The sequence below is a fragment of the Cellulomonas sp. SLBN-39 genome (assembly GCF_006715865.1).
In the GTDB taxonomy this organism is placed as follows: Bacteria; Actinomycetota; Actinomycetes; order Actinomycetales; family Cellulomonadaceae; genus Cellulomonas.
The window spans coordinates 2095689-2114442 of sequence record NZ_VFOA01000001.1 but is presented as its reverse complement, the minus strand read 5'-3'; the positions used below and the strand labels follow the sequence as shown (position 1 = coordinate 2114442).

Annotated in this window: 12 protein-coding genes; 8 read left to right on the top strand and 4 right to left on the bottom strand. The window is 73.1% G+C overall.

From position 1 onward, the window contains the following. Window positions 1-49: 49 nt before the first annotated feature. Complete coding sequence (locus FBY24_RS09845; protein WP_142160195.1) at window positions 50-2338, top strand: cellulose binding domain-containing protein; 2289 nt, start codon at window positions 50-52, stop codon at window positions 2336-2338. 72 nt (window positions 2339-2410) lie between these two features. Here the strand turns inward: FBY24_RS09845 and FBY24_RS09840 are convergent, their stop codons facing one another. Next, the gene (locus FBY24_RS09840) at window positions 2411-3673 is read right to left on the bottom strand and encodes a Gfo/Idh/MocA family protein (protein ID WP_142160193.1); all 1263 of its coding nucleotides are present in this window, start codon (window positions 3671-3673) and stop codon (window positions 2411-2413) included. A 5-nt stretch (window positions 3674-3678) separates the two neighbouring features. Continuing rightward, window positions 3679-5811, bottom strand: coding sequence for a DUF6807 family protein (locus tag FBY24_RS09835; protein ID WP_255432324.1), 2133 nt, complete (start codon window positions 5809-5811; stop codon window positions 3679-3681). A gap of 219 nt (window positions 5812-6030) precedes the next feature. On the opposite strand from FBY24_RS09835, the gene FBY24_RS09830 reads away from it, so the two are divergent. From FBY24_RS09830 to FBY24_RS09815, 4 genes are all read left to right on the top strand, one after another. Continuing rightward, the gene (locus tag FBY24_RS09830; RefSeq protein WP_142160189.1) at window positions 6031-6975 is read left to right on the top strand and encodes a carbohydrate ABC transporter permease; all 945 of its coding nucleotides are present in this window, start codon (window positions 6031-6033) and stop codon (window positions 6973-6975) included. A gap of 7 nt (window positions 6976-6982) precedes the next feature. Further along, the gene (locus tag FBY24_RS09825; RefSeq protein WP_370510978.1) at window positions 6983-7912 is read left to right on the top strand and encodes a carbohydrate ABC transporter permease; all 930 of its coding nucleotides are present in this window, start codon (window positions 6983-6985) and stop codon (window positions 7910-7912) included. A 94-nt stretch (window positions 7913-8006) separates the two neighbouring features. Continuing rightward, a complete protein-coding gene (locus FBY24_RS09820; RefSeq protein WP_142160186.1) occupies window positions 8007-8348 on the top strand; it encodes a hypothetical protein in 342 nt (113 codons plus the stop codon). Window positions 8349-8497: 149 nt separating this feature from the next. Then, window positions 8498-9817 carry an ABC transporter substrate-binding protein gene (locus tag FBY24_RS09815; protein ID WP_142160184.1) on the top strand — a complete coding sequence of 440 codons (1320 nt, stop codon included), beginning with the start codon at window positions 8498-8500 and terminating at the stop codon, window positions 9815-9817. A gap of 90 nt (window positions 9818-9907) precedes the next feature. Here FBY24_RS09815 and FBY24_RS09810 read toward each other — a convergent pair whose 3' ends face one another. Further along, entirely contained in the window at window positions 9908-10174 is a 267-nt protein-coding gene (locus FBY24_RS09810; protein ID WP_160158480.1) for a YrhB domain-containing protein, read from the bottom strand. A gap of 297 nt (window positions 10175-10471) precedes the next feature. On the opposite strand from FBY24_RS09810, the gene FBY24_RS19770 reads away from it, so the two are divergent. Both FBY24_RS19770 and FBY24_RS09800 read left to right on the top strand, forming a co-directional pair. Continuing rightward, the gene (locus FBY24_RS19770; RefSeq protein WP_142160180.1) at window positions 10472-10852 is read left to right on the top strand and encodes a helix-turn-helix domain-containing protein; all 381 of its coding nucleotides are present in this window, start codon (window positions 10472-10474) and stop codon (window positions 10850-10852) included. A gap of 61 nt (window positions 10853-10913) precedes the next feature. Next, on the top strand, window positions 10914-11432 hold the full coding sequence (locus FBY24_RS09800) for a PIN domain-containing protein (RefSeq protein WP_255432322.1): 519 nt from the start codon (window positions 10914-10916) through the stop codon (window positions 11430-11432). A 76-nt stretch (window positions 11433-11508) separates the two neighbouring features. On the opposite strand, the gene FBY24_RS19670 is transcribed toward FBY24_RS09800, so the two are convergent. Next, complete coding sequence (locus tag FBY24_RS19670; protein WP_304515641.1) at window positions 11509-17319, bottom strand: fibronectin type III domain-containing protein; 5811 nt, start codon at window positions 17317-17319, stop codon at window positions 11509-11511. 235 nt (window positions 17320-17554) lie between these two features. On the opposite strand from FBY24_RS19670, the gene FBY24_RS09790 reads away from it, so the two are divergent. After that, window positions 17555-18700 carry a hypothetical protein gene (locus FBY24_RS09790; RefSeq protein WP_142160176.1) on the top strand — a complete coding sequence of 382 codons (1146 nt, stop codon included), beginning with the start codon at window positions 17555-17557 and terminating at the stop codon, window positions 18698-18700. Window positions 18701-18754 lie beyond the last annotated feature (54 nt).

Here is an 18754-nt window from a genome sequence, read left to right as displayed (position 1 = left end):
CCGCCCATCGCGCACCGGTGCGCGGGCACCCGGGAGAAGGGGATCGATGATGAGAGCCAAGCGGACGACGAGCGCCCTGCTGGCGACGCTCGCCGTGGCGACCGTGGGTGTGGCGCTGGCGCCACCGGCGTCGGCGGCCGTCGCGTGCCGTGCCACGTACACGGTCGGCAGCACGTGGCCGGGCGGGTTCGGCGCCGAGGTCAAGGTCGACAACCTCGGCGACGCGCTGAACGGCTGGACGCTGACCTGGACGTACGCGACCGGCCAGCAGGTGACGCAGGCGTGGAACGGCACGGCGACGCAGTCCGGCACCCAGGTGACCGTGCGCAACGCGGGCTGGAACGGGTCGGTGGCCGCCGGTGGGTCGTTCTCCGTCGGCCTCAACGGCACGTACACCGGCAGCAACCCGACGCCGACGTCGTTCGCCGTCAACGGCACGACCTGCACGGGGGCGACGACGCCCACCACGACCCCGTCGGCGACACCGTCGCCCACGCCGACGCGCACCGCGACCCCGACGGCGTCGCCGACGCCCACCGCGAGCGCGACCCCCACGGTGGCGCCGACGCCCACCCCCACGGCCCCGACGTCGGTCCCGACGACCCCGGCCGCGGGCGCCAAGCAGCTCGAGGACCTGGACCGCGGGCTGATCTCGGTCCGCTCGGGCAGCGGCAACCTCGTGCAGTGGCGCCTGCTGGGCTACGAGGCGCGGACCACCGGGTTCCACGTGTACCGCGACGGCACGCGCGTGACGTCGTCGCCGGTCACGGGCTCGACGAACTACCTCGACGCGGGCGCGGCGGCGTCCGCCCGGTACACGGTCCGCGCGGTGGTGAACGGCGCCGAGCAGGCCGCGTCGGCCGCGTCGCTGAACTTCACGGCCGGGTACCTCGACGTGCCGGTCTCGCGGCCGTCGGCGGACCACGTCATCAACGACGGCTCCGTGGGTGACCTCGACGGCGACGGCGACCTCGACTACGTGGTCAAGTGGGACCCGACCAACGCGAAGGACAACAGCCAGTCCGGCGTGACGGGCAACGTGTACCTGGACGCGTACCGGATCGACGGCACGCGGCTGTGGCGGATCGACCTGGGCCCGAACATCCGGGCCGGGGCGCACTACACGCAGTTCCAGGTCTACGACTACGACGGCGACGGCAAGGCCGAGGTCGCGGTGAAGACGGCCGACGGGACACGGTCCGGCACGGGCCAGGTCATCGGCAGCGCGACGGCCGTGCACCGCAACTCCGCGGGGTACGTGCTGTCCGGGCCGGAGTACTTCACCGTGTTCAAGGGCGACACCGGCGCGATCGGTGCGACGACGGACTACGTGCCGCCGCGCGGCACGGTCAGCAGCTGGGGCGACTCGTACGGCAACCGGGTCGACCGGTTCCTCGCGGGCACGGCGTACCTCGACGGGCAGCGGCCGTCGATCATCATGGCGCGCGGGTACTACACGCGGGCCGTGGTCGTGGCGTGGGACTACCGCGACGGGGCGCTGACGCGGCGGTGGACGTTCGACTCGAACAGCTCGGGCAACAGCGCGTACGCGGGCCAGGGCAACCACGCGCTGTCGATCGCGGACGTGGACGCGGACGGCAAGGACGAGATCCTCTACGGCGCCGCAGCGATCGACGACCAGGGCCGCGGCCTGTGGTCCAACGGCACCGGTCACGGCGACGCGGGCCACGCCGGCGACCTGGTCCCGTCCCGACCGGGGCTGGAGTACTTCAAGGTCACCGAGTCGACGAGCCAGCCCAACATGTGGATGGCCGACGCCCGCACGGGCCAGCTCCTGTGGAAGACGGCCTCGGGCGCGGACAACGGCCGCGGCGTCGCCGGTGACATCTGGGCCGGCAGCGCCGGGGCCGAGGCGTGGTCGTCGGCGGACGCCGACCTGCGCAACGGCGCCACGGGTGCCGCGGTCGGCCGCAAGCCGTCGTCGACGAACTTCCTCCTCTGGTGGGACGGCGACCCGGTGCGCGAGCTGCTCGACCAGACGCGCGTCGACAAGTACGGGCCGTCGGGCGACACACGCCTGCTGACCGGGGCCTCGGTGCGGTCGAACAACAGCACGAAGGCCACGCCGGTGCTGTCCGGCGACATCCTCGGCGACTGGCGCGAGGAGGTCGTCTGGGCGCGGACCGACGAGGCGGCGCTGCGGATCTACGCGACGCCGACCGCCACGACGTACCGGGTGCCCACGCTCCTGCACGACCCGATGTACCGGGTCGCGATCGCGTGGCAGAACACGGCGTACAACCAGCCGCCGCACCCGTCGTTCGCGCTCGGCGACCCGTTCGTGGCCCCGCCGCAGCAGAGCATCTACGTGCGCTGACGCACCGACGGGTGCCCGCCGGCGTGCGGGCACCCGTCGGGGGCGGGCCGCGGGAGACACGGCCGGCCCGGGTCAGCCGACGGCGGCCCGGTCGGGCTCGGCCGCGGCCGTCGGGAGGGGCGCCACCCATGGCGCCCCCAGGGTGCGGAACGTGGCGCCCTCGTCCGCGACGCGCGCGCACCAGGCCTCGACGTCGGCGACGACGGGGTGCGCGTCGGCGCCCTCCCCCGCCCAGCGGACCTGCTCGGGCCGGACGGGCGTGGGGTCGGGTGCGGTGCGGACAGCCTCGAGGACCCGCATGAACGCGCCGGTCGACGCGACGTCGCAGCGCAGCCGCGCGTGCGGGTCGCGGCGGGCGTCGAGCAGGTCGGCGAGCAGGTCGCGCCGGGACGTGCGCACGCTGCGCGAGCCGCGGGGGCTGCGCACGTCGAGCTCGTCGTGCTCGTAGCGCAGCACGGCCTCGCCGGCGGTGCCGCGCACCAGGACGCGGGCGGGCGAGCGCTCCGGCGCGCACAGGGTCAGGCCCGCGGCGACCCGTCGGCCGTTCGTCGTCGTCACCACCACCGAGGACGTGTCGTCGGCCTCGATGTCGTGGGCGTGGTGCAGGTCCACCTCCACGTCGGCGACGTGCTCGGCGAGGGTCGCGCCGGCCACGGCCAGCGCGGTGGCGACCGCGTGCGCGAGGGGGTTGGTGACGACACCGTCGACGACGGGGACGTCGCCCATCGTGCGCCGCCCCGCCCACGCGGCCCGCGCGTAGTAGGCGCGGGTGCGCACCCAGGTGCCCACGGCACCGACGGTGGTGACCTCGCCCAGCTCGCCGGACGCGACGAGGTGCGCGAGCTCCGTGACGGCGCCGGAGCCGAACGTCTGGAAACCGACCTGGCAGCGGCGACCGGTCGCGCGCACGACGTCGACGAGCTGCTCGTGCTCGTCGAGGGTCGCCACGGTCGGCTTCTCCAGCAGCACGTCGCACCCGGCCCGCAGCGCGGCCGACGCGAGGGCGAGGTGCGTGTGGATGGGGGTGGCGAGCACGACGACGTCGGGCCGCGCGGCGCCGAGCAGGGCGTCGAGGTCCGGGAACCACGCGGTGCCCGGCGGGACCAGCGGGGCGACCGGGCCGGTGCCGGGGCCCACGGGGCCGTCGGGACGGGTCAGCGCGGTGCCCTCGACGGGCCGGGGGTCGACGACGGCCGCGAGGCGCGCGTGCCCCGTGGCGGCCAGCGCCCGCACGGTCCGCAGGTGGGAGGCCCCGTGGCCGTGCACGCCGACCACCGCGACGGTGGCCGGGCCGTGCCGGTCGGCGGTGGTGCGCACGGTGCCCGGCGCGCCCATCGCCCTCACGCCTCCCAGGCCCGGGCCGCGAGCGTCGCGGCCTCGTCGGCGTCGAGCGCCCGGTCGACGAGCACCGCGGCGAGCCCGGCGGCCAGGGTGCCGCCGGCCGGGACGAGCGCGGGTGCGTCCCACGCGAGCGCGGGCCCGGCGCCGGGGTACTCGGCGACGCGCACGAACCAGGGGCGCACCTGCGCGGGCGGCTGCACGAGCACCAGGGTGGTCGACGCCAGGCCGCGGCGCTGCACGAACGCCAGCCACGACGAGGTGCTGCCGTGCACGGCGGCCTCCCCGGCGAGCCCGTCGCCGAGCACGGCGGTGGTGTCCGCGGCGGCCAGCCGCCAGAACAGGCCCCCGTACCCCGCCTGCGGGCGGCCGTTGGTGGCGGGGCTCTCGACGCGCAGGTCGCCGTGCTCCGCGTGCAGCGTCGAGCTCCACCGCAGCACCCACGCCGCGGCGTCGGTCCAGGCGGCGGCGTCGAGCGTGCGCTCCTCGCGCAGGAGGTCCGCGCCGCGCTCGTCGAGCCACGCGATCTGCTCGGTGAGGCTGCCGGCGTCGGCGCGGCGCGAGCGCGGGACCTGACGGCCGTGGTTGGGCAGCAGCGTCGGGCCCTCGTCGCGCAGGAACGTGCGCCCGCCCCAGTAGGAGGTGCCGTTGACCACGGGCACGGCGAACGACATGCCGTAGTGGTGCCGGTGGTCCACGGGGCTGAGGTCGGTGACGGCGGTGCCCGCGGCGGTGTGCACGGGGTGCAGGTACGGGCGCGGGGAGTGCACGGGCGGCAGGTCGGCGCCGGTGGCGTACCGCACGAGCGGCACGCCCGGGGCGGCGTCCTCGTCGGCGGTGCGGCCGACCAGCGCGGCGGCGGGGACGCCGTCGCCGTCGGCCGCGTCGAGCACCCACCGCACGTCGACCAGCGGGACGACGTCCGCGGGCGCCGCCCCGGCGGTGTCCCGCGCGAGCCGCACCGACGGCGGCACGGGCCCGGAGCTGGCGCGGACGGCGAGCGTCGGGGCGATGGGGGCGGGGTCGGGCATCGGGTCACCTCCGGTGAGGCCGGGCTGCAGGTGCGCCCAGGCGAGCCGGCCGAGGTCGACCTGCGGCACGGCGGCGGTCGTCAGCGACGGCGTCGCGAACCGCGCGAGCTCGATGTCGTCGAACCCGACGATCGACACGTCGCCGGGCACGGCGACGCCGAGCTCGTTGAGGCGGGCGAGCAGTCCGAACGCGACGAGGTCGTTGTAGGCGACGACGGCCGTGGCCCGGGACGCGAGCACGTCGGCCGCGGCGGCGTACCCCGCGTCGACGCTGGCGCCGGCGGGCATCTCCGACAGCCGCACGCCCTCGCGGTGCGCGGCCGCGACGCGCAGCGCCTCGAGCCGGCGCCGGTGCGACGCGCTCTCGGGCGGACCGGCCAGGTAGAGCAGGTGCCGGTGCCCGAGGCCGACGAGGTGGTCGACGATCTGCGCGACACCGTCGGCGTAGTCGATCTCGAGGGTCGGCGTGCCGCCGTCGGGGGCCCGGTTGACGAGCACGGCGGGCCGCAGCTGCGGCAGCAGGGCGCGCAGGGCGCGCTCGGGCATGCGGGGGCTGACCAGCACGATCGCGTCGCAGCGCAGGCGCGCGTCGAGCACGACGGTCTGCTCGTCGTCGACGTGCTCGGCGGTGTCGGCCACGAGCACGCGGTACCCCGCGTCGCCGGCGGCGGCGGCGACGCCGCGCAGCACCTGCTGGAACATGGGGTTGGCGAGGTCGGGGACGACCACGGCGACGGTCTCCGTGCGGCCGAGCGACAGGCTGCGGGCGACGTTGCTGGGCCGGTACGCCAGGCGGTCCGCGGCCTCGCGGACGCGGGCGGCGAGGTCGGCGTCGACGGTGTCGCGCCCGTTCATGACGCGCGAGACGGTGGCGCGCGAGACGCCGGCGGCGTCGGCGACCTCGGCGATCGTGGCCGTGGTGCGTCGTGGGCGCGTGCGCTCGGGCCGCTCGGCAGGCGCCGGGCGGCCGGCGGGCGCGGGGCGGTCGGCGGGCGCGGGGCGCAGCGCGGTCGTGGTGCCGGCGTCCGGGGTGGTGCCGGCAGGGGCCGCGAGCGCAGCGTCGAGCGCCGCGGTTCCGGGGTGCTGGGGCCGTTGGTGGGACAACCTGCGTGCCTCCTGCGTGGTCCGGCGGGCCTTCAGGCCGCACGTCGTCGTGCCGGCGCCCGTCCCGCTCCGCTGGGGACAGTACACCATCAGAAACCGGTTCCCACGGACCCCTGCACGTGCTAGCGTCACCCGGCGGGAACCGGTTTCTTGTCCAGTTCCCGTGCAGCCCCGTGCGACGACGCGCGGGGCACGCCGAGCACGAAGAGGTGATCGACGATGTCCGTGGTCTCCGAGCTGCGCCGCGCAGCAGGCTCCGGGCCCAAACGGCCCGCTGCACGCACTCCGCTGCGTCGCGGAGACGGGCGTGCGGCCGCCGTGTTCCTCCTGCCGTGGTTCGCCGGGCTCTTCCTCGTGACCATCGGCCCGATGATCGCGTCGGGGTATCTGGCCTTTACCGACTACAGCCTGTTGGCGCCCCCCGAGTGGGTGGGCCTCGACAACTTTGCGCGGCTCGCAGAGGACTCCCGCCTCCACAACGCCCTGCGCGTCACGTTCACCTATGTGTTCACCGGAGTGCCGCTCCAGCTCATGCTCGCGCTCGCGCTCGCCATGATCCTCGACAGAGGGATGCGCGGCCTCGCGTTCTACCGCTCAGTCTTCTACCTGCCCTCGCTGCTCGGCGGATCGGTCGCGATCGCGATCCTGTGGCGCCAGATCTTCGGCGTCGAGGGCCTCGTCAATGGCTTCCTCGCACTTGTCAACCATCCAGGGAGAGGCTGGGTCTCCGACCCGGACACCGCCCTGTGGACGATCGTGCTGCTGCACGTGTGGACTTTCGGATCTCCCATGATCATCTTCCTCGCCGGGCTCCGACAGATCCCCGAGATGTACTACGAGGCGGCATCGATCGACGGCGCAGGAAAGGTGCGACAGTTCCTGCACATCACCCTGCCCCTCCTGACTCCGATCGTCTTCTTCAACCTCGTCCTCCAGGTGATCGGCGCGTTCCAGTCCTTCACTCAGGCGTTCGTGGTCTCCGGCGGTACCGGCGGACCAGCGGACTCCACGATGTTCATCACGCTGTACCTCTACCAGAAGGGCTTCACCGACTTCGACATGGGGTACGCGTCCGCGATCGCCTGGCTCCTGGTGCTCATCATCGGCGCCCTCACTGCGATCAACTTCCTCGCCTCGAAGTTCTGGGTCTTCTACGATGACTGAGGTCCGCGTGCGCACAGACACCCCCGCCCCCGCCCACCCCGGCAGGCTGACCGACCACAACGACGTGCCCGTCGCAGACACCCCTCGGGCACCTCATCGCTCGCCGTGGCGTTCCCGCGCCCGATCCGTGGCCAAGCACATCGTCCTGATCGCACTCGCAGCAGCGATGATCTATCCGCTGATCTGGATGGTCGCGAGCTCATTCAAACCGAGTGACACGATCTTTCGGAACCTGTCGGTCATCCCGACGGAGATCGACCTGAGCAACTACACCACCGGATGGAACGCACTCCTGCACCCGTTCGGCCACTACATGATGAACTCGGCGATCATCGTGCTCGGCTCGCTGGTAGGCAACCTGGTCGCGTGCTCGATGGCTGCCTACGCGTTCGCGCGGCTTGAGTTCCGGGGGCGCAACATGTGGTTCGCCATCATGCTCATGTCCATCATGCTCCCCATCCACGTGATCATCGTCCCGCAGTACGTGCTGTTCTCCCAGCTCGGCTGGATCAACACGTTCTTGCCGCTGATCGTCCCGAAGCTCCTGGCCACGGATGCATTCTTCGTCTTCCTCATGGTCCAGTTCTTCCGCGGCATCCCCCGCGAGCTCGACGAGGCCGCCCGCCTCGACGGCTGCGGGCATGCACGGATCTACCTGCAGATCATGCTGCCGCTGGCCATGCCCGCCCTGGCGACGACGGCGATCTTCACCTTCATCTGGACGTGGAACGACTTCTTCAGCCAGCTGATCTTCCTCACCAACCCCGACATGCACACCGCACCGGTCGCCCTGCGCACGTTCATCGATCCCACGGGTCAGAGCGCGTGGGGTCCGATGTTCGCCATGTCTATCGTCTCCGTCCTTCCCATCTTCCTGGCCTTCTTGTTCGGACAGAAGTACCTGGTCAAGGGCATTGCCACGACGGGAATCAAGTAGCGCCGCCGGCCACCACCACGCACCGCCGGTCACGGGCAGAGGCCACCTCCGAACACCCTGGAAACACCACCACCCAGATGAATTGGACACGAAGATGATTCGAAAGAGACTCACCGCGGCCCTGGTCGCCGTGGCGACCTGCCTCGGCGCAGGGGCCACGGTCGTCGCGACCTCGACCGCCGCGAGCGCCTGGCCGCAGGGGTGCTCCATCCTCGCCCACCAGACGAGTCCGGCTGACGGAAGGGTGTCGCTCTGCACGGCGGGAACGGGGACTCACAGGATCGTCCTCGTCTGCAACCAGGGCCGGATCTACGACACCCCGGACTACAAGGTCTACGGGGCGTGGAAGCCGATCGGCAGCCCGTCGGCCACGTCCTGCTTCAGCGGAAAGACGGGCGGCTTCTACCGGAGCGCCTACATCGAGAAGAGCGGCTGAGCGGGGCCCCGCTCCACACGACCGGTGGCGAGCACAAGGCGGCCGCGGACATCTGGTCGACCGCCTCGTCACGACCCGCACGACCGAGCACTTGTTCCACCTTCTGCACGTGAGAAGACAACGTCGTCCTGATCACCCCAAGGAGAGACATGCGCACCCCTCACCCCCGTACGCGCTCCACGGCACCGCTGCGCGCCGCGGCGCTCCTCGCGGCGGGCGCCCTGGCCCTGACCGCCTGCTCCGGCAGCAGCGGCGGGTCCGACGAGCCGGTCGACCCGGACGCCCCCGTCGAGATCCGCTGGTCCTGGTGGGGCTCGGACACCCGTCACGAGCTCACGCAGGAGGTCATCGACGCGTTCGAGGCCAAGCACCCCAACATCACGGTCGTGCCCGACTACACCGACTGGGACAGCTACTTCGACAAGCTGTCCGTCTCGGTGGCCGGCGGTGACGCCCCCGACGTCATCACCCAGGAGGAGCGGTACCTCGCCGACTACGCGTCGCGCGGCGTGCTGGCCGACCTGTCCGAGCTCGACATCGACACGTCGCTGATCGACGAGAACATCCTCACCTCCGGCACCCTCGACGGCGGCCTGTACGGCCTGGCCACCGGCGTCAACGTGTACGCCGTCGTCGCCGACCCGCAGGCGTTCGCCGACGCGGGCGTCGAGATGCCCGACGACACGACGTGGACGTGGCAGGACTACGTCGACATCGCCAACCAGATCTCCACCAACAGCGGCGGGGCCATCCGCGGCGCCCAGGACTACGGCTTCAACGAGCCCGGGTTCTCGATCTTCGCCCGCCAGCAGGGCCAGTCCCTGTACACCGCCGACGGCGAGCTCGGCTTCGACACCGCGACCCTCGCGGAGTGGTGGCAGCACTCCCTCGACCTGCAGGCCGGCGGCGGCACCCCCGACGCCGCGACCACGGTCGAGGTCAACGCCGCAGGCCCCGAGCAGTCGCTCATCGGCACCAACAAGGGCGCGATGGCGTGGTTCTGGTCCAACCAGCTGACCGCCATCACCAGCGCCTCGGGCCGCGACCTGGAGCTGCTGCGCGTGCCCGGCGAGTCCGAGTTCGACCGCACCGGCATGTACTTCAAGCCGGCCATGTACTACTCCGTCTCGGAGCAGTCCGAGCACCCCGAGGCCGCGGCCCTGCTCGTCGACTTCCTCGTCAACGACCCGGCGGCGGGCGAGATCCTGCTCTCCGACCGCGGCCTGCCCGCCAACACCGAGGTCCGCGCCGCCGTGCAGGACAAGTTCGCGGACACCGACAAGAAGGCCGCCGAGTTCCTCACCGACCTCGAGGACGAGATCGTCGACGGCCCCGCCGTCCCGCCCGTCGGCGCCGGCTCGGTCGCCGAGATCATCGCCCGCATGACCACCGAGGTGCTCTTCGAGCGCCTCACCCCGCAGCAGGCGGCGGAGCAGTTCGTCTCCGAGGTCGAGTCCGCCATCGGCTGACCCGCACCGCACCCTGCACGACCCCGCACGACGAGAGGCCCGGCCACCCGGCCGGGCCTCTCGCACGTCGTCGGCCGACCGCCGGAGCGGTCACCCCTCCCGCAGCTGGTCCCCCACCGGCGTCGCCGACCCCGCGAGGTACGGCGGACCCCCGTCGAGCGGCACGACCACGGGCCCGTTGCCCACGAGCGAGGCCATGAGGTCACTGGTCTCGACCCAGCGCCGGGTGTTGTACCCGAACACCCACGCCCCGGGGAGCCGCTCGCACCCCATGATCACCACCTCCTCGGTGTGGTGCAGCCGAACGGTGGCGTCGAGGAACGCCTGTGCCGCCTCGTAGGCGTCCTGAAAGATCACGCCACTCCCCTCCCCCACCCCTGACCTGCCGCCCGACAGGCTCGCAGACCTGCCGCCGAACGGGCTGCCGCTCGCGCCCCGGGGCTCGGGACCGCGAGCCAGGTCCCGTTCACGGGGCGCGCCACAGGGCGCGACCCTTGAGCGGGCTCACCGCCTGGTTGCGGTCCATGCAGGTCGCACCGAGTGTTACCTACATCCGGGGACACGCTCCTCGTCGCGGCGACCGGTGCGGCTCGCCCGGGGCTTGCGTGCAGCGCGAGGTTGTCGTTGTTGCACATAGGTCGTACCGTGGGGACCATGCCCGCGCACCTGCTCTCTACGACTCTCGACCCCGTCGACCCCGCGGTCCGATCAGGCGCCAAGACGCTGGCTGACCGGATCGTGGGTGACACACCCGTCGAGGCCGCCGTGCGCGCGATGCTTGACGACGTCGCCCACGGTGCGCGGGTCGTGGTGCTGCGAGCCGAGGACGAGGTGACCCCTGCCGAGGCTGCGGAGATCCTCGGGGTCACGCGGCAGTTCGTCGACCGGCTCTGCGAGGACGGCGTCCTCCCGTTCCGCCGCCTGCCAGGCAGCCGCCATCGCCGCATCCGGGTGCAGGATGCCGTGGACCTTGCCGCCGAGCGTGAGCAGCGTCGGTCCGGCGCGGAGGCCGTGCGCGCGGCCCTCGGCGAGTAGACCGGTGACCCGCCTGAGGCGGGTCTTCATCGACACCAGCGAGCTCTTCCCGTTCACGATCATGGACGTGCTGCTCACTTTGTCCGAAGACCTTCTGTACACCTGGGTGTGGACCGACGAGGTGCTCGACGAGTGGGAGAGGGTCATCGTCCGCGAAGGGCACCGGTCCGCCGAGTCGGCTGCATCGGTCGGTGCCGCCGTGCGGCGGCATTTCGGGCGTTACCGCATCGACCCCACCCTCTACCGCAACAAGGTCACCTCTGCCCTCTCCCCCGACCCCGACGACCGCGTGCATGCCGCAGCCGCGATCTACGGCGACGTCGACGTGCTGCTCACGCGCAACATGAAGCACCTCCGGACGGCGCCTGTGCTCGCAGCGGAGGTCGCGGTCATGACGTCGGACGAGTTCCTCGTCGATCTGCTCCAGCGGCACCGCGATGCGACCATCGAGTCGTTCACCCGTGCCGCCACCGGCAGGAAGAGTCCTCCGATGACGGTCCACGAGCTGGCCGACAGGATCACCGCAGCAGGTGCACCGATCTTCGTCGAACACCTGCGACCGTTCCTCGGCCCACGGTGATCGCAGAGCGCTCCCGACCGGCCGGACGTGACGAGGCCCAGGGGTGGTGCCCCTGGGCCTCGTCGTGGGGGTGCGGTCAGCGGACCGTCACGCGGATCTCCCGGCTCGACGTGGTGCCGGCCGCGTTCTCCAGCTCGGCGCGGTACACGTGCACACCGGGGGTGCGGCCCTCCAGCGGGGTCGTCGCCCGCTGGGCGTTGCGGCCGTCCGGCTCCAGGGCCTGGGTGTCGACGAGCTCACCGTCCTCGTAGAGGCGGTACGCGGTGGCGTTGGTGCCCCACCACATGTTCATCGTCACCGTGTAGTCGCCGTCACCGTCCCAGTTGTCGTGGGACAGCGACGGGGTGCCCGGGGCCGCCTTCGTGACCGCGACCGTGAGCTCGCGCGTCGTCGTCGACCCGTGCTGGTTGGTCAGCACCGCCGTGTAGACGTACCTGCCGTCGCGGCGGCCGTCGATGCCGAACGTGACCTGCTGGGCGTTCGGCGTGGCGTCCACGACGTCCTGCGCCGCGACCTCCTCACCGTTCTCCAGCAGCACCACCCGCTGGGCGTTCTGGCCCCACCAGAGGTTCACCGCGACGTCGTAGCTGCCGTCGCCGTCCCCGTTGTCGTGCGACAGCTGGGCCCTGCCCGGGGCCGCGGTGGCCGGGCCGGGCACGCGCTCGCCCGGGCCCGGGTCGGTGCCCGTGTAGGCGATCGACGGTGCGGCCGGCGCCTCCATGCCCTCGCCGAGGAAGTAGGAGGTGTGCGGCGGCTGGTTGTACGACGTGTTCTGCCACGCGACGCCGAGGCGGTACACCGGGTCGGACTGCAGCGTGCGCAGCCGGTGGTCGGTGAGGTCCACGGTCGTCGCGATGCGCAGGGCCGACGAGTCGTCCAGGCGCGTGACGATCTCCTCGCGCCAGTCGCCGAAGAGGTCCGCCTGGAGCGACGGGTTGCCCTTGGTGTCGTTGACCGTGAGCGTGCCGGTGGCCCGGTACAGCTCGACCTCCTGCTGCGCCTCCCAGTCCCACTTGGAGATCGTCGGCACACCCGTGCGGGTCACCTCGGTCCAGGCGTGGTCGGTGATCTCCCGCAGGAGGTCGCCGTCCCACCAGGTGACGAAGTTCGCCGCCGGGATCGCGTCGCCGATGTGCTCGCCGGACGCCGCGGTCATCGTGCCGGAGCGGGCGTTCCAGGCCCCGCCGTCGGAGATGTTCCACGCCTCGGCGCCGGGGAACCGCGGGTCGACGTCGGCCGAGGCCCCGCGCCCGGTGTCCTTCGTCCCGTCGACCTTCCACAGGATCTCCCCGGTGGCCGCGTCACGGAACGAGGCGATGATGCCACCGTTGGCGCCCGGGCCCTCGTGGACCGCGAACACCTCCAGCCCGTCGCGGGACGGGTCCAGGTCGGACACGTGCAGCGCGTCGCCGTGCCCGAGCCCGGTCGAGTACAGCGGCCCGCCGTCGTCGTCGACCGTCATGGAGCCGAAGACGATCTCGTCCTTCTGGTCGCCGTCGACGTCCGCCACCGACATCTGGTGGTTGCCCTGGTGGGCGTAGTCGTCGCCGACCTCGTCGGAGTCGAACACCCACCGCAGGCTCAGCGCGTCACCGTCGAAGTCGTACGCCGCCAGGACGGTGCGGGTGTAGTAGCCGCGCGAGAAGACCACCGACGGGCGCTCCCCGTCGAGGTACGCGACGCCCGCGAGGAACCGGTCGACCCGGTTGCCGTAGGTGTCGCCCCATGCGCCGACGTCCCCGCGCGGCGGCGTGTAGTCCACCGTGTCGAGGGCCGCGCCGGTGGACCCGGCGAACACCGTGAGGTACTCCGGCCCGGTCAGCACGTAGCCGCCGGAGTTGCGGTGGTCGGCGCGCGCGTCGCCGATCACCGTGCCCGCGCCGTCGACCGTGCCGTCCGCGGTCTTCATGGTGACCTCGGCGCGGCCGTCGCCGTCCAGGTCGTACACCTGGAGCTGGGTGTAGTGCGCGCCGGCGCGGATGTTGCGGCCCATGTCGATGCGCCACAGCCGCGTGCCGTCGAGCTCGTACGCGTCGACGTAGACCGTGCCGGTGTACCCGCCCTGCGAGTTGTCCTTCGCGTTGGACGGGTCCCACTTGAGGACGATCTCGTACTGCCCGTCGCCGTCGAGGTCACCGACGCTCGCGTCACCGGCCCGGTACGTGTAGGGCTGGCCGTCCTTGGTGTAGGCGTCCGCCGGCTTGTCGAGCGGCACGTCCAGGTGCTGGGTGTCCCAGACCTCGACGTCGCCGGTGACCCAGCGCTCGATCCCGGACACCACCGAGCTGATGCGGTAGGTCGCGTCCGCGGTGCCGTCGGCGTCGAGCACGTTGGTCGAGCCCGTGACGGGCTCGTCGGTGATCCGCTCGCCGTCGCGGTACACGTGGAACGCGATCGTGTCGGGGTCCAGGCCCAGCAGGCGCCAGCCCACGTACACCCCGCCGTCGGTGGCCACCGCGACCGGCGACCGGTCGAGGCGCTCGGCCTGGCGGACCAGGGTCGTGACCGCCTCGGACGACGTGGTCGCCGACCGGGCGGACACCCCGCCCGCGTTCACCGCGGCCACCTGGTAGTGGTACGCGATGGTGGTCAGCACGTCGGTGTCGGCGTACCCGGCGTCGGGTGCCCGGCCGACCAGCACGTACGGGCCGCCGAGGGTCTCGCTGCGGTACACGTGGTAGAACAGCGCGCCGTCGACAGGCTGCCACGCGAGCTCGACGAGGTTCTTCTCCGTCGCGACGACCTCGACGCCCGTGGGCGCGTCGGTCACCGGGACGTCGGCGTCGGCCGTGACGACCTCGAGCGCGTCCGTGGGCACGGACTCCACCCCCGACGGGTCGAGCGCGACCACGTGGTACGCGTACGTCAGGCCGACGTCGGCGGTGGTGTCGACGTACGACGTGCCGTCGACGTCGTCGAGCGCGACCGGCGCGTCCTGGCCCGCGGCCTGCCGGTACACCCGGTAGCCCGCGGCGTCGTCCGTGCCCGTCCACGCGAGCTCGACCTCGACGTCGGCGCCGTCGATCCGCACGTCCGCGAGCGTCAGGTCCGTCGGCGCGAGCAGCAGCGGCGTGATCTCGATGCCGTTGAGCCGCGACGACGAGCCCGTCATGACGAGCGTGAGCTGCCCGTCCGTGACCGGCACGGGCTGGCTGACCTTCTCCGAGACCCCGCCCGCCCCGGCGTTCGAGGCGCCGTAGTCCTTGCCCTCGATCTGCACGTTGGACCGGCTGGTGCCGATCCAGTCGCCGTTGTACGTCTTCACGGCGTACGTGCCCGGCGGGACGTCGACGACGAACTGGTGGGACGGCCCCGGCAGCAGGAAGTCGCGCTGCAGGGCGTTCGGCGGGGTCGTGAAGTTCACGCCACGGTCGCGGCCGCCCAGACCCGTCGGGTCGAGCCAGCCCCACCCCTGCTCGGGCGTGTACCGGCTGTTCTGGTTGACCTCCGTGTACCCGGGCATCACCGGCGCCCCGGCGATCTGCACGTCGAACCGGAACAGCGCGGCCCGGGTCGTGACCCGCACGGCCTCGGACGGCTCGGAGTCGCCGCGCCCGTTCACCGCCACGACGCGCAGGTCGTACGACGCGCCCTCCGTCAGGCCCGTGACGGCGGCCTGCGGGATCGTCGACGTCGTGACGAGCGCCCAGGCGTCGTCACCGGCGGAGGCGTCCTTGCGGAACACCTTGTAGACGTCGGCGCCGTCGACCGGTGCCCACGTCAGCTGCGCACCGGCGTTGGAGACGCTGCCGGCCACCAGGTCCGTCGGGCGGGCCGGCACGTCGGCCGGCGGCTCGACGTCGATCACCTCGTCCGCGAGCGGCACGTCGAGCCCGCGCACGTCCGTGGCGACGAGGCGGGCGAGCTGGATCGCGCCGTACTCCTGGAAGTGCGTGTCGTCGACCGTGCCGTTCGGACGGTTGGCGTACACCCCGGCCGGCACGTGCAGGAAGACGCTCTTCGCCGCCTCCGGGCCGATCTCGTCGAGGTAGGCCCGGCTGGACGCCGACAGGTCGACCAGCGGCGTGCCGGTCTCGGCCGCGAGCGCGCTCGCCTGCTGCACGTAGTCCGGGAACGAGACGTTGAACTTCCCCGTCGTGGCGTCGAACGACCGCCGCGAGACGGGCGTCACCAGCACCGGCGTGGCACCGCGCTGCGTGGCGCCCTCGACGAACGTGCGCAGGTAGTTGCGGTAGTCCGCGGGGGCCGCGTACCGGTCGTCCACGCCGTAGGAGTTGTCGTTGTGGCCGAACTGCACGAACAGGTAGTCGCCGGGCCGGATCTGCCGCAGCACCTCGTCGAGGCGTCCCTGGCTGATGAAGTTCTTCGACGACCGACCGCCGATGGCCTTGTTCTCGACCGTGACGTCGTCGCTGAGGAACCGCTCGAGCATCTGGCCCCAGCCGGCCTGCGGCACGTAGTCGGCCGTGTAGCTCTGCACGGTGGAGTCGCCCGTGATCCACACGGTCGGCTCGGCGCCCGCGCCGCGGTCGGACTTCTTCGTGATGACCAGCTGGTTGAGCTTGGGCGCGGTGCCGCCGAGCTCGAGGTTGAGCTGGCCGTCGACGAGCGCGATCTCGAGCTGCATCTCCAGGTACTGGCCCGCGGTGCGCGCGGTCTGCTGCACCTTGACCATCTGCTCGGCGGTCAGCGAGATGTCGGTGCCCTCGGCGGCGTCGCCCGCGATGAGGCCGACGGTGTAGTCGCCGTTCGGCAGGTCGACGACGAGCTCGGTGTCGCCGACGGTGACGAAGTCGGAGCGCACGGCGTCGTCACCGCCCCGGTCGGTGGCGGTGACCTGGTCGACGTCGACGAAGCCGTAGCGGTGCTCGGCGTCGTAGGCGCTGGTCGCGTCGAGGCGCAGCGCCCCGGGTGCGAGCGCGCCGGACCCGAGGTCGAAGGTCAGCACGCCGCTGTCGGGCAGCGTGGGTGCGGTGCCCTCGCCGGCGAGGCTGCTCACGGTCGGGGCCGACGGGGCGGAGTCGCCGTCGGCGGCCGTGGTGCGCACGCGGTAGAAGTGCGGCACGGTCGTGTCGACGTCCGCGTCGGTGGTGAACACGTCGCGGCCCGTGAGGCGGGCGACCTGCTCCCAGTCGCCGTCGACGGCGTCGGCGCGCTCGACGACGTAGCCGGTGGCGCCGGCGACCTCGTTCCAGCGCAGCGAGACGGCACCGGGCACGACGCGCGCCATGCGCACGGACTGCGGGGCGGGCAGGGAGCCGACGGGCTCGGGCTCGATGGTGGGCTCCGCCGTGGGTTCCGCGGTGGGCTCGGCCGTGGGTTCCGCGGTCGGCTCGGCGGTCGGGTCGGGCGTGGGCTCCTCGTCCGGGTCGGGTGCGACGGCGGTGACGACGAGGGCGTTGACGTACGCGCCGACGCCGGAGCCGGTGAAGCCGACGGTGAGCTGGCCGTCGGCGACGGTCGTGCGCCACGTGTCGGTGACGACGGCCTGCCGGGTGAGGAGGCTGCCGGCGGCCGCGCCCTCCAGCGTGACGTTGGTGCGGGTGCTGCTCGTGCCGGCGAGCGTGTCGCCCGACCACACGGTCACGTCGTACGTGCCGTCGGGCACGTCGAGGAGGAACGCGAACCCGGTGCCGAGCACGAAGTCCTTGCCCCGGGCGTCGTCGCCGCCGCGGTCGCGCGAGGCGAGGGTGACGCCGTCGGCGGGCTGCAGGCCGAAGCCGGTGGCCGCGTCGTAGCGGGTGCCCTCGGTGACCTGGGTGTGACCGTCGGCGACCGCGCTGGTGGCGGTCCCGAGGTCGTAGCTCCAGGTGGTGGGCTCGTCGGCGGCGGCCGCGGGGGCCAGTCCGGCGACGAGCAGGGCGAGCACCGCCGCGGGGGCGGGTGCGCGCAGGGCCGCACGGGCGGCCGGGTGGGATCGGCTCATGGTCACCTTCGTCGTCTCGTCGTTGAGGCGTACGCGCCACGGGGCGCACCGGCGGCCCCGTCCCCGAACCAGCGTGTGAATCGATTCATGACGGTGGGACCGTGCGGCTCCGACATTCCTACCGGACGCACGTCGCCCGCGTCGAGAGATTCGGGAAAACGCTCGCCGTCGAACCGGCGCACGCCCGGGTGCGGTGGTCACCCGCCGGTGGAAAGGTGTCGGGAGGGGGTGCGCGATGGGCGACGGGACCGCACGCCGGCTGCTCGACCCGCGGTCCGCCGACCTCGGGTTCGCCAACCGGTTCAGCAACACGGTCCTCGACCTGCCCGGCGACCGCGCCGTCCGCACCGCCGGGCGCTGCGGCGGCATCAGCGCCGTCGTGCTCGACCACCGCACCGCCGACCTGCCCGTCCCCCGCTGGGACGCGCGGCTCTTCGCCCCCGCGCACGTCCCGCCCGACGGCCACCTGCTCGCCGACGCGGTGCTGACCCGCCAGCTCGACTCCTTCGCCACGCCGTCGGCCGTGCGGTTCCTCACCTGGTCGGCGCTGCCCGACGCGGACCTCGGCCCGGTCGCCGGCGTCCGGCGGCGGACCCGGCACGAGCTCGACCGCGCCGTCGAGATGCTCGACGCCGGCCGACCCGTCGTCCTCGGCCTCGTCACCGCCCGCAGCCCCGTACGGGCCGGCGACAACCACCAGGTCGTCGCCTACGGCCACCTGCGCCGCCACGGGCGCACCGTGCTGCTCCTCGCCGACAGCAACTCCCCCGGCCACGAGGTCGAGCTGGACGAGACCCCGCACGGGTGGCAGGCGTCGAACGGGGCCCGGTGGCGCGGGTTCTTCGTGCACCGGTGGGCGCCGCACCCGCCACCGCCCGTGCCGACCCCGTCCCGGCGACCCACCCGCCGCGTCGACGGGCCCGTGGGCCTGCTGCACGTGACGAGCGGACGGGCGCTGCGCGCCGGGACCATCAGGTCCGGCCGGTCGCCGCACCGCACTGACCCCGGCACGCCCGACGCGGCGGTCCTCGACGTCCGGATCACGGCCGGCGACCGCTGGCGGGTCGACCCGGCTCCGGACGGCGGCCCGGTCCGCGTGCGGCACGCCGCGACGGGGCGCGCGCTCGTCGCCGGCACCGGCGGCCGCGTCCGCCTGCACGCCGATGCGCCCCCCAGCTGGCGCCTCGAGGTCGAGGGCGGCGGGCCGTGGCGCGAGGGCGACCGGGTCCGCCTCGTCGACGACGGCTCCGGGCGGGCCCTCGGCACCGCCAGACCCCGCCGCCTCGTCCCCGTGCCGGTGCGGCACCCCGGGCGCCTCGCACCGCACCTGGTGGACGCCCGCTCGCCCGACGCGTGGTGGACCGTCGCCGAGCTGGCATGACGACGCCGCCGGTGCCGAGGTCACCGGCGGCGTCGTCACGGGTGGCACCGAGCG

Bases quoted from the DNA above. Each gene is read 5' to 3' on its own strand.
- FBY24_RS09800 (WP_255432322.1), top strand. From the start codon at position 10,914: ATGGACGTGCTGCTCACTTTGTCCGAAGACCTTCTGTACACCTGGGTG.
- FBY24_RS09790 (WP_142160176.1), top strand. From the start codon at position 17,555: ATGGGCGACGGGACCGCACGCCGGCTGCTCGACCCGCGGTCCGCCGAC.
- FBY24_RS09820 (WP_142160186.1), top strand. From the start codon at position 8,007: ATGATTCGAAAGAGACTCACCGCGGCCCTGGTCGCCGTGGCGACCTGC.
- FBY24_RS09815 (WP_142160184.1), top strand. From the start codon at position 8,498: ATGCGCACCCCTCACCCCCGTACGCGCTCCACGGCACCGCTGCGCGCC.
- FBY24_RS19770 (WP_142160180.1), top strand. From the start codon at position 10,472: ATGCCCGCGCACCTGCTCTCTACGACTCTCGACCCCGTCGACCCCGCG.
- FBY24_RS09830 (WP_142160189.1), top strand. From the start codon at position 6,031: ATGTCCGTGGTCTCCGAGCTGCGCCGCGCAGCAGGCTCCGGGCCCAAA.
- FBY24_RS19670 (WP_304515641.1), bottom strand. From the start codon at position 17,319: ATGAGCCGATCCCACCCGGCCGCCCGTGCGGCCCTGCGCGCACCCGCC.
- FBY24_RS09840 (WP_142160193.1), bottom strand. From the start codon at position 3,673: ATGGGCGCGCCGGGCACCGTGCGCACCACCGCCGACCGGCACGGCCCG.
- FBY24_RS09845 (WP_142160195.1), top strand. From the start codon at position 50: ATGAGAGCCAAGCGGACGACGAGCGCCCTGCTGGCGACGCTCGCCGTG.